Below are 7,606 nucleotides of genomic sequence, written 5' to 3'. Positions count from 1 at the left end.
GGGCTGGGGGAGAGTGGGTGGGGAAAAAAGCAACCCCAAAAAACCCGGGGGGTGGGGGGGAGGGGGGAGGGGGGAACACCCCCCCCCCCCCCCCCCCCCCCCCCGCACGCATGTCGGCGGCCGGGCACGCCCTAGTGGGGGGTCGCCGTCGGGACGGCGTCGGCCTTCTCGGCCTCGGTGCCGTCGGACCCCGTACCGCCGTTCTGCTGCCTGGCGTTGATGAGGAGGAAGGCGACGGCCGCGGCCGCGGCGAGGATGCCGACAGCCCACCAGATCGCGGTGGCGTAGCCGTGTACGGCCGCCGCGTTGGCCAGCTTGGCCGGGTCGGCGCCGGAACGGGCCTTCTCGGCGAGCCAGTTGGTGGTGGCACCGGCCGCGATGGTGTTCAGCAGGGCGGTGCCGATGGAGCCGCCGACCTGCTGGGAGGTGCTGACCATGGCGGAGGCCACGCCGGCGTCCTGCGGCTGCACGCTGCGGGTGGCCAGGCTCATGGCGGGCATGAACGCCGTGCCCATGCCGAGGCCGAGGAGCACCTGTGCGGGCAGAATCAGGCCGACGTACGAACTGTCGACCTTGATCTGGGTGAGCAGCGCGATGCCGAGGGCCGAGGTCAGGAAGCCCGGACCCATCAGGAGCCGGGGCGGCAGGCGGGTCATCAGCCGGGTGCCGATCTGCGTCGACCCGGTCACCATGCCGACGATCATGGGCAGGAAGGCGAATCCGGTGCGGACCGGCGTGTAGCCCTTCACGACCTGCAGGTAGTAGGTCAGGAACAGGAAGAGCCCGAACATGCCGATGACGGCCAGCCCCAGGGAGAGGTAGATGCCGCCCCGGTTGCGTTCGGTCACCACCCGCAGCGGCAGCAGGGGGGCCGGGGCCTTGCTCTCGACCAGGACGAACACGCCGAGCAGGACCACCGAGGTGATGAAGAGCGCGACGGTGACGGGGGCGGTCCAGCCGTCGGACTCGGCACGGGTGAACCCGTACACCAGCGACAGCAGGCCGGTGGTGGCGAGAATGACACCGGGGAGGTCCAGCCGGGCGCTGTTGCGGGCGCCCGCCGGCTCGCGCACGACGGTGACGGCGCCGAACACGGCCGCGATGGCGAACGGGATGTTGACGAACAGCGCCCAGCGCCAGTTCAGGTACTCGGTCAGCGCACCGCCCATGATCAGGCCGACGGCCCCGCCGGCACCGGAGATCGCGCCGTAGATCCCGAATGCCTTTGCCCGCTCCCTGGGTTCGGTGAAGGTGACCGCGAGCAGCGAGAGCGCGGCCGGGGCGAGCAGTGCGCCGAACACGCCCTGCAGGGCGCGGGCGGCGAGCAGCATCCCGGGGCTGACCGCGAGGCCGCCCAACGCGGATGCGCCCGCGAAGCCGAGCAGGCCGACGATGAACGCGCGTCTGCGGCCGGTGAGGTCGGCGATGCGGCCACCGAAGAGCAGTAGGCTGCCGAACGCCAGCGAGTAGGCGGTGATCACCCATTGCCGGTTGCCGTCGGAGATGCCGAGGTCGTGCTGGGCCGAGGGCAGGGCGATGTTCACGATGGTCGTGTCGAGCACGACCATCAACTGGGCGATGCCGATGAATAACAGCGCTTTCCAGCGCTGTGGGTCCGACGGGGCGGTTGCGGGCATGACGCCTCTCAGTTGACCGGGCGGCAGGGGTGGGCGGAGCTGCTCAGGGTGCCTGTTCCAGCGAGGGCAGCAGGGTGGGCAGCAGTTCGGCGACTACGTCGACTGCAGCGCGCCACGCTTCATCGCTGCCGGGTCCGCCCGTGGCGGTCCGGGCGAGGATGCCCTCGCGGGAGGCGAGCAGGAACATGGCGAGGCTCTGCGCGTCGACGCTCGTGCCGTTGCGCTCCAGCAGGCGGGCGAGGGCCCCGGTGACGGCCTTGTCGTGTTCGTGGAGTCGTGCGCTGAGCTCCGGGCTGCGGGCCGCATCGAGCCGGAACTCCAGGAAGAGCAGGATCCATCCCCGTTCGTCGGGGTCGACCGCCAGGAGCAGTTCCCCGATCCGTCGGGCCGCCCCCGGAGCCGGATGGTGCAGCAGGCCCTCCAACTGGTCGAGCCGGTGCGCGGAGTGGTGGTCGAACAGTGCGAGGACGAGGTCCTGCTTGCTCTCGAAACTGGAGTAGAAGGCCCCCCGGGTGTACCCGGCCGCCGCGCACACGTCCTCGATGGTGGTCTTCGCGTACCCCCGCGCGACCAGCACCTGCCCGGCGGCGTCGAGCAGCCGGGCGCGGGTGTGAGCACGCCGGCGGGGCGGCCGGCCGGAATCGGTGGAAGCAGTCTTCGATGGAGCCACGCGGGAACGATACATCATGTATTTAATACGCTGCGTATCAAACTGCCGTATCGCCGACCGGAGTTGGCGGCGGGGTCGCCACCCCGGCGGATGCGGCCAAACCCCTGGCGCGGTGCGCAGAAAAAGTGATATCACTTTGACAGCTGGATCGGAAACACTCGCTGGAGGAGCTGGTCTCATGGCCACACCGCGTTCTGCCGTCGACGTCGAAGGCGGCCCCGTCCTCGACCTTCCGGCCCCCAAGATCACCGAGCGGGTCATCACCGGTGCCGCGGGGCTGCCGGTGCTCGGAGGGACGCTGCTCGGTCTGCTCGCGGGGATCGGGGCGACCATCGCCGGCGGTCTCCAAGTGGCCGGCGGGTCCAAGGCGCTGGGGATCACCCTGCTGACCGTCGGGCCGCTGGCCGTCCTGGGCGCGCTGCTGCTGCTGTGCGGGCTGACCGTGGTCTCGCCCGGCCAGGCGCGGGTGGTCCAGCTGCTCGGCCGCTACCGCGGCACCATCCGCGCCGAGGGCCTGACCTGGCTGAACCCGTTCACCAGCCGCCGCCGGATCTCCACCCGGATCCGCAACCACGAGACCGAGACCAACAAGGTCAACGACGCGGACGGCAACCCGATCGAGATGGCCGCCGTGGTGGTCTGGCAGGTCGAGGACACCGCCAAGGCCGTGTTCGAGGTGGACGACTACAGCGACTTCGTCGCCATCCAGACCGAGACCGCCGTCCGGCACATCGCCAGCAGCTACCCGTACGACGCCCACCGCGAGGGCCAGTTGTCGCTGCGCGACGGCGCGGAGGAGATCAGCCGGATGCTCTCCGCCGAGATCGCGGCCCGGGTCGTCTCGGCCGGGGTGCGGGTCGTCGAGTCCCGGATCACCCGGCTCGCCTACGCGCCCGAGGTCGCCCAGGTGATGCTCCAGCGCCAGCAGGCCGGGGCCGTGGTCGCGGCACGGCGGCTGATCGTCGAGGGCGCCGTCGGTATGGTCGAGGAGGCGCTGGACCGGCTCGCCGAGCGCGACGTCGTCGAACTGGACGAGGAGCGCAAGGCCGCCATGGTGAGCAACCTCCTGGTGGTGCTCTGCGGCGACCGGGGCGCCCAGCCCGTCGTGAACACGGGCTCCCTCTACCAGTAAGGCGCGGCGTTGGCGACGGAGCGGAAGAAGATCCTGCTGCGACTGGACCCGGCGGTCCACGACGCACTGGCCCGGTGGGCCGCGGACGAGCTGCGCAGTGCCAACGCGCAGATCGAGTTCCTCCTTCGCCGTGCCCTCAGCGACGCGGGCCGGATGCCCGGCGACGCGGCCCGTCTTCCCCGGCGCGGCCGACCGCCCAAGGAGAACCCGGAGGCCGGCGGTTCCGACGCCGGATGAACGGGCCCATCCACCGTCCATCTGCTTGGAGTCCATCGTGGACCTGCCCATCACCCTGCCGGAGAAGCTCTACCTGCTCGCCTACAACCCCGAGCGCGAGCGGCTCACCGCAACCGCCAGGCTCGACCTGGTGCTGCGGGCCGCCGCGCTCGCCGAACTCCTGCGGCGCGCGCTGATCCGCGACGACGGCCGGCACCCGGCCGCCGTCGACGGAGCGTCGGCCGACGGCCTCGACCCGCTCTCCGCCGCGATGCTGGAGCAGATCCGGCAGGGCCGGCGGCGCACCTGGCAGAGCTGGGTCGGCCGCCGCCAGGGCCCGGCGGCCCGCGCCGCGCGGGTGGTCCGGGACGGGCTGGCGGCGTCCGGGCGGATCCGGCTCGAACAGCGCCGCGCGCTCGGACTGTTCCCGTGCACCCGGGTCGTCCTGCCGGAGCAGCGGCTGCGCAAGTCCCTTGTCGCGTCGGTGAGTTCGGCGCTGAAGGCGCCGCTCAGCCGGGTCGACCCGGCGGACGCCGCGCTGGTCGCGCTGGTCGACGCCGCCCGGCTCGGAGCCGTCCTGACGTGGCGCCAGAGCCGCGAGTTCCGCACCCGGATCGACAAGCTGGCCCCCGCCGCGGGCCCCGTCCCGCGCGCCCTGCGCCGGGCCATCAGCACCCGCAACGCCGACGCCGCGGTGGTCTGACCCAGCCGGTGTGATCCGAACGAGAGGCCCGGTCGCCGACATGGCGGCCGGGCTTCCCGCGTTCCGGGCCCGCGCCCGTGCCCATCCACCGATCGGTTGATCCACCCTCCACCGCGCCCGCCCGCAGCTCTGACCGTCCGGTCGATCCGCGGCCGGGGCCCCGCGCGGGAAGCTCGTCGCAGGCCGGAAGAACCGGCCGGACCAGCGGGGACGAGCGGGAGGGAGCGGCGCGATGGCCGTGATCGAGGTGGCGGGGCTGCGCAAGGCCTACGGGCGGCGCCAGGTGCTGGAGGGGGTCTCCTTCGGCGTGGAGCGCGGCGAGGTGTTCGGCCTGCTGGGGCCGAACGGCGCGGGCAAGACGACCGCCGTGGAGTGCTGCGAGGGCCTGCGCCGGGCCGACGCGGGGACGGTCCGCGTCCTCGGCCTGGACCCGGTGAAGGACGCCCACCGGCTGCGGCCGAGGATCGGCATCCAGCTCCAGCAGGCCCAGCTGCAGGGCGCGCTGCGGGTCGGCGAGGCGCTGGAACTGTACGCCGCGCTCTACCCGAACCCCCGGGACTGGCGCGAGCTGCTCGACGAGTGGGGGCTCGCCGACCAGCGCCGGACCCCCTTCGACAAGCTCTCCGGCGGCCAGCGCCAGCGGCTGCTCATCGCCCTCGCGCTGATCGGCAACCCCGAGGTGGCCTTCCTGGACGAGCTGACCACCGCGCTCGACCCGCAGGGCCGCCGGGACACCTGGGAGCTGGTCCGGCGGATCCGCGACGAGGGCGTGACGGTGGTCCTGGTCTCGCACTTCATGGACGAGGTCGAGGCGCTCTGCGACCGGGCCGCCGTCCTCGACGGCGGACGGATCGTCGCCACCGGCACCCCCGCGGAGCTGATCGCCCGCTCCGGCACCGGCGGCACGCTCGGCTTCCGCCCCAGCGGGCCGCTGGACACCGCCCGGCTGGCGGCCCTGCCGGGGGTCACCGGGGTCGAGGAGCGGGACGGCCGGGTCGAGGTCTCCGGCGTCGGGGACTTCGCCGACGAGGTCACCGGCCTGCTCGCCCGCGAGGGGATCGTCGTCACCGGGCTGCGGATCCGCGAGCACAGCCTGGACGACGCCTACCTCGCCCTGACCCGCCACGACACCTGAGCCGTCACGCCCCCTGACCCGCCACGACTCCTGAGCCGCCATCACCACGCCCGAGGGGACCACCACCGTGAACCACACCGCCCACCACACCGCCCACGCCGTCCGCCGCCTGGCCGTCGCCGAGGCCCGCCTGTTCCTCCGCGACCCGCTGACCGCCTTGTTCAGCCTCGCCTTCCCCGTCGTGCTGTTCCTCGTCCTCGGCTCCGTCCCGGCCCTGCGCAAGACCTCGCCCGACATGCACGGCATGAGCACCATCCAGCTGTACGCGCCGATCCTGGCCGTCTTCACCCTGCTGCTGCTCGGCCTCAACGGCCTGCCCTCGCTGCTCGCCACCTACCGCGAACGCGGCGTGCTGCGCCGGATGTCCGCCAGCCCCGTCCGCCCGTCGCTGCTGTTCGGCGCGCTGCTGCCGCTGTACCTGGGCGTCGCCGTCGTCTCGGTGCTGCTGGTGGTGGCGGCCGGACCGCTGCTCGGGGTGTCGCTGCCGCGCCGGCCGCTGGGGTTCCTGCTGGCCTTCCTGCTGGCCGCCGCCGCGCTGCTGTCGGTCGGCCTGCTGCTCGCCGCGGTCGTCCCGTCCGCCAAGGCCGGCAACGCGGTCGGCGCGCTGGCCTTCTTCCCGATGATGTTCTTCTCCGGGATCTGGCTGCCGCGCGAGTTCTCGCCGGCCCTGCTCAACCGGATCGGCGACTTCACCCCCAGCGGCGCCGCCGTCCAGACCCTGCAGGACGCCTGGTCCGGGCGCTTCCCGCACGCCGTGGGCCTGCTCACACTCGCGGCGTACGCGGTGCTCGCGGGGGCCGCGGCTGCCAGGCTGTTCCGGTGGGAATGATCATGCGGCCACCGGCCGACGAGAGCGCGCTCGGCGACTGGTTGGACCGGTTGGACCGGCTGATCGGCCCGTTCTGCTTCGTCGCCCTGCTGCTCGCCACCGCGCTGGCCCTGCTGGTCCCCGTTCCGACCGCGCGCTCCGCGGCCGCCACCCTCCCGGTGGCGGCCGCCGCGTTCCTGTGGCTGGTCCTGCGCTCGGTGCTCGACCGCACGCCGGGGCCGGACGGCCGCGCCCGGTACGCCGGCGCCCACTTCGTCGTCCTGCTGGCGCTGACCACCGTGCTGGTGCTGGACAACCCGATCTTCGGCTTCTTCGCCTTCACCGGCTACCTGCACGCCGCCCAGTACCTGTGGGGCCGGGTCCGGATGGCGGGCGCGGCCGCGGCCACCGTCCCCACCTCGCTCTCCCAGGTCGGCGGGGCCCTGCCCGACAGCCCGGCGGAGTTCGGCGGACTGCTGACCGTCGTCGCCTTCAACCTGATGGTGGTCGGGTTGCTGTTCGCGCTCCGCGAGGTCGCCGACCGGCTGAGCGCCCGCCGCAAGGCCGCCAACGCCGAACTCGCCGAGGCCAACCGGCTGCTCACCGAGACCCTCGCCGAGAACGCCGGACTGCACGCCCAACTCCTCGTCCAGGCCCGGGAGGCCGGGGCCGCGGACGAGCGCCGCCGGCTCGCCCGGGAGATCCACGACACCGTCGCCCAGGGCCTGGCCGGGATCGTCACCCAGCTCCAGGCCGCCGACCAGACCCGTGCCCAGGACGCCGCGGCCGCCGAGCGGCACCAGGCGAACGCGGCGGCCCTCGCCCGGGAGAGCCTGACCCAGGCCCGCCGGGCCGTCCACGCGCTGCGCCCGATCGAGCTGGAGCGGGCCGCGCTGCCGGAGGCGCTGGCGGAGCTGGTCGAGCAGTGGCGGGAGCGCAACGGCGCCGCCGCCGGGCTGACCGTCACCGGCGAGGCCCGCCCGCTGCACCCCGAGGTCGAGGTGACCCTGCTGCGGATCGCCCAGGAGTCGCTGGCCAACGCCGCCAAGTACGCGCGGGCCTCCCGGGTCGGCGTCACCCTCTCGTACATGCCCGACCTGGTCACCCTGGACGTCCGGGACGACGGCGTCGGCTTCGACCCGGCCGCCGAGCCCGCCTCCCGGGCCACCGGCGGCGGCTACGGCCTGGACGTGATGCGCCGCCGCGTGCAGCGCCTGGCCGGGCGGCTCGACCTGGAGACCGAACCGGGCGCCGGCACGACCGTGTCCGCGACCCTGCCGGCGATCAGCATGGAGGAGTAGAACC

The 7,606-nt window shown here is 73.5% G+C and carries 8 protein-coding genes; 6 read left to right on the top strand and 2 right to left on the bottom strand.

Annotated elements, in window-relative coordinates; all coding sequences use genetic code 11:
• Positions 1–131: 131 nt before the first annotated feature.
• Complete coding sequence (locus AC07AL_RS00755) at positions 132–1,637, bottom strand: MFS transporter (protein WP_363586312.1); 1,506 nt, start codon at positions 1,635–1,637, stop codon at positions 132–134.
• A 43-nt stretch (positions 1,638–1,680) separates the two neighbouring features.
• Positions 1,681–2,307: a TetR/AcrR family transcriptional regulator gene (locus AC07AL_RS00750; RefSeq protein ID WP_363586311.1), complete on the bottom strand. Its 627-nt coding sequence runs from the start codon at positions 2,305–2,307 to the stop codon at positions 1,681–1,683.
• 178 nt (positions 2,308–2,485) lie between these two features.
• Between AC07AL_RS00750 and AC07AL_RS00745 the strand changes: the two genes are divergently transcribed.
• The 6 genes from AC07AL_RS00745 (at position 2,486) to AC07AL_RS00720 (ending at position 7,602) form a co-directional block, all read left to right on the top strand.
• Positions 2,486–3,439, top strand: coding sequence for an SPFH domain-containing protein (locus AC07AL_RS00745; RefSeq protein WP_478316219.1), 954 nt, complete (start codon positions 2,486–2,488; stop codon positions 3,437–3,439).
• Between the two features lie 9 nt (positions 3,440–3,448).
• Entirely contained in the window at positions 3,449–3,676 is a 228-nt protein-coding gene (locus tag AC07AL_RS00740; protein ID WP_363586309.1) for a type II toxin-antitoxin system antitoxin, read from the top strand.
• A 37-nt stretch (positions 3,677–3,713) separates the two neighbouring features.
• Positions 3,714–4,358, top strand: a complete 645-nt coding sequence (locus tag AC07AL_RS00735; protein WP_478316216.1) for a GPP34 family phosphoprotein — start codon at positions 3,714–3,716, stop codon at positions 4,356–4,358.
• Positions 4,359–4,590: 232 nt separating this feature from the next.
• Positions 4,591–5,493, top strand: coding sequence for an ABC transporter ATP-binding protein (locus tag AC07AL_RS00730; RefSeq protein ID WP_363586307.1), 903 nt, complete (start codon positions 4,591–4,593; stop codon positions 5,491–5,493).
• Between the two features lie 67 nt (positions 5,494–5,560).
• The gene (locus AC07AL_RS00725; RefSeq protein WP_363629267.1) at positions 5,561–6,322 is read left to right on the top strand and encodes an ABC transporter permease; all 762 of its coding nucleotides are present in this window, start codon (positions 5,561–5,563) and stop codon (positions 6,320–6,322) included.
• Positions 6,319–7,602, top strand: coding sequence for a sensor histidine kinase (locus tag AC07AL_RS00720; protein WP_478316507.1), 1,284 nt, complete (start codon positions 6,319–6,321; stop codon positions 7,600–7,602). The genes AC07AL_RS00725 and AC07AL_RS00720 overlap by 4 nt, the downstream gene beginning before the upstream one ends.
• Positions 7,603–7,606: the final 4 nt, after the last annotated feature.

It is taken from the genome of Kitasatospora sp. NPDC043949 (assembly GCF_056435365.1).
The sequence above is the reverse complement of the archived record's forward strand: the minus strand, read 5'-3'. Positions and strand labels throughout refer to the sequence as shown.